The sequence below is a fragment of the Devosia sp. genome (assembly GCF_014860165.1).
Lineage (GTDB): Bacteria > Pseudomonadota > Alphaproteobacteria > Rhizobiales > Devosiaceae > Devosia.
Genome location: NZ_JACZKG010000006.1, coordinates 1 through 2985, shown reverse-complemented (window position 1 = coordinate 2985; position 2985 = coordinate 1). Strand labels below are relative to the sequence as shown.

General features: G+C 66.9%; 4 protein-coding genes. 2 read left to right on the top strand and 2 right to left on the bottom strand.

Annotation, left to right across the window (positions count from 1 at the left end; all coding sequences use genetic code 11):
• On the top strand, window positions 1-752 hold a 752-nt coding region (locus IH615_RS00965), incomplete at its 5' end, for an extensin family protein (protein ID WP_291359096.1).
• A gap of 70 nt (window positions 753-822) precedes the next feature.
• Here IH615_RS00965 and IH615_RS00960 read toward each other — a convergent pair.
• Both IH615_RS00960 and IH615_RS00955 read right to left on the bottom strand, forming a co-directional pair.
• The gene (locus IH615_RS00960; RefSeq protein ID WP_291359094.1) at window positions 823-1299 is read right to left on the bottom strand and encodes a hypothetical protein; all 477 of its coding nucleotides are present in this window, start codon (window positions 1297-1299) and stop codon (window positions 823-825) included.
• A 57-nt stretch (window positions 1300-1356) separates the two neighbouring features.
• Window positions 1357-1503: a hypothetical protein gene (locus tag IH615_RS00955; protein WP_291359092.1), complete on the bottom strand. Its 147-nt coding sequence runs from the start codon at window positions 1501-1503 to the stop codon at window positions 1357-1359.
• Between the two features lie 105 nt (window positions 1504-1608).
• Between IH615_RS00955 and IH615_RS00950 the strand changes: the two genes are divergently transcribed.
• Window positions 1609-2520, top strand: coding sequence for a LysR substrate-binding domain-containing protein (locus IH615_RS00950; RefSeq protein ID WP_291359091.1), 912 nt, complete (start codon window positions 1609-1611; stop codon window positions 2518-2520).
• Window positions 2521-2985: the final 465 nt, after the last annotated feature.

Genomic DNA, 2985 nt, shown 5'->3' with positions numbered 1-2985 from the left:
GGCCCACGGTGGCGCCCGTGCCGCGGCCACGCCCGCCCGGCCTGCCCGCGGCGCCCGCAGTGGCAACGCCGGCTGCGCCGGTGGAAGAGGTGGAAGCCCCTGCTGTGGCGGAACCGGTGGTGGAACCCGAACCGGAGCCGGCGCCCGAACCCGAACCGCAACCGGAGCCTGCGCCCGCCCCGGAGCCCGAGCGCGTCTACCAGGCGGCGTGCCCGGCCGTGCTGCAGGGGCTGGTCGTGGCCGAAATGGCGCCGCCTTTGAGCGCGGGCATCTGCGGGGAGCAATCGCCGCTGCTGGTCACCGCGGTGCTGAGCCGGGGGCGGCTGGTGCCGCTGTCATCGCCCATCACCACCAATTGCCAGATGGCCAGCGCGCTGCCCGACTGGGTCGCCGATGTGGATGGCTATGCCCAGGCCATGCTGGGGAGCCCGCTGGCGGAGGTGACCACCGGCACCAGCTATATGTGCCGCAACCGCAACAATGGCGCTGATGGATTCACCTCCGAGCACGGTTTCGCCAATGCAGTGGATGTGACCGGCTTCACGCTCGAGGACGGGCGCAGCATCGGCGTCGAGGGCAACTGGCTGCCGGCAACTGCCCCGGAGGGGCGGCTGCTGCGGCTGGCGCATGATGCGGCCTGCGGTGGCTTTACGACGGTGCTCGGGCCCGAGGCCAATGCCGAGCACAAGGACCACCTGCATCTCGATCTCGGCTGCCATGGCGAGACCTGTACGGCGCGGATTTGCGAGTGAAAGAGAGTGAAGTCCGCAGTCGTCTCCCTCCCCCTTTTTGGGGAGGGATCAAGGGTCGGCGAGATCGGGGTTACTGAGCCGGAGCGGCAGGCGTTGCGGGGGCGGTAACAGTGCCGGGCTGGGGCGCTGCGGGTGCCGCGGGCGCGTCTGGCGGTGGCAGGGCGGCATAGATGGCCGTGACGGCATCGACGCCGGCGCGGTCGGTGCTGCCCTCGGCGCAATCGGGCTGGGTCTTCTCGACATCGGCCTTGACCTGGGCATAGGCGGCGGCGGCGGCCGTGGCATCCATGCTGAGCGCGGTTTCAAGCCGGGCGCGGTCGGCGGCCATGCCTTCGGCAATATTGGGCTCGATGCTGACCGCGCAGAGTTCGATCACCGCCTGGGTGGCATAAAAGCCCGTCAGCATATTGGCCTGCTTGGGCGTGGTATTGAGGCTGGCGGCCGGATCGATGACAATCTCGGGTGCCGTGGTGGGAGCAGCCTCCTGCGCAACGGCGGCACCGGAGATGAGAGCGAGGACGGCGAGCGCAGCGAGGGGGCGGATCATCGGAGACTCCTTGAAGGGCTGGGTTTGTTACCCCCCTTCAAAGGCCCGATTATGGCCTCAGCACGGCGCGCGGTCGCTTGCCGGATGATGCGGCGGCAAATCGGCCCAGTCATGCAGGCTCATGCTGTCCGGATCCAATGGCGCCCGATCCTGCTCGAGCAGGGCGGTGAAAAGGCGGCGCAGCAGCGTGATGATGCTAGACATTTTGTGACCTCCTTTCAGGTCGCTTCCGTGTTGATGCCTGATTTTTGCGCCCATTCAGGCCCTGCCGCAATGGACAAGGTCGCGACGTCACTATAGAAAAACTATATGGCAAGTCCCTTTCCCATCCCGCTCAATGCGCTGCGCGCCATCGAGATCGTCGCCCGGCGCGGCGCCCTGGCGCCGGCTGCGGACGAGCTGGGGGTGACCATCGGTGCGGTGAGCCAGCATCTGCGCCGGGCCGAGGAGCGGCTGGGCATGGACCTGTTCGAGCGCACCGCCGCGGGCCTCAGGCCCACCCCGGCGCTCAAGGCGGTCCTGCCGCAGCTGACGGCGGGCTTCACCGCCTTACAGGACGGGCTTGGCAGCCTTCGCGGCAGCGACGAGGCGGTGCTGAACCTGACTGTCGGCAGCGTCTTTGCCTCGCGCTGGCTGATCTGGCGGATCAATAAATTCACCATGCTCCACCCCGATATCGAGGTGCGGCTCAACGTGACCGGGGCGATCCTCGACATCAGCCGACCCGATATCGATTGCGGCATCCGCTATGGGCAGGGGCAATGGCCCGGAGTGAATGCCGAGCTGGTCGGCGGCGGCGCCTACCAGCCGGTCTGCGCCCCGCCGGTGGCGCGGCTGCTCAAGCATCCGGACGATCTCGCCAGGGTGCCGGTCATCCGCGACGAGACGACCATGCTGAGCTGGGACGCCTGGCGCGCCGAAGTGGGCATGGACCCCGCGATTTTGCTGACCGGGCCGACCTATTCGGATGCGTCACTGGCCTTCGACGCGGCTATTTCCGAACAGGGCGTGCTGATGGCGGCCGACATGATGAGCGCCGACGCGGTGAGCGACGGGCGGCTGGTACGCCCCTTCGCGCATGCGGTCGAGGGGCCGCAGGGATATTGGCTGGTGACCGCGAAGGGCCGGCGGGAAAGCCGCAAGCTGCGGGCGTTTCGGGACTGGCTCAGACAGGAAGTGCCCGCCAGTACGCGCGGCTATGTGCATCAGAGCCGGGGGTGACTTGGCAGGTTTCGACCCCATGGTGGTCATTGGCGACCGAAGCGATCCATGTCAGCTTCTCGCCCGGAGCGGACACTCATCCTTCCAGACGATACTGGTGAGTGCGTCCATGCTCAGCTTGTGGAATTTGTCCCAGTCGTGCCGGTCTTGGGTGGGGAAGAAGATCGCAATAGCAATTCGGGAAAGACCGGATAGCGGCTCGCCACGGTACTGCGCTCGAGTCTGCTAGGCATAGTCCGAATCCAACGCTAGTCGCGCTGGGAAGTAAAGATGCTCGGGAAGCTCCCACGGCAGGTGTATTTGTAGATGTTGTTGGAATCTTCTGGGTTCCAGTGCGGGTTGATGTCTCCTGCGTCGGAAGCAGGTGGGGCACTGCCTTCAGCAGCCTCGTGAGGCGGGGACGCCTCGCGGCGCCCTGGCAACCGCTTTGAAAGTCCGCTTCCGGCGCCAAGCGGTCGTTACCAC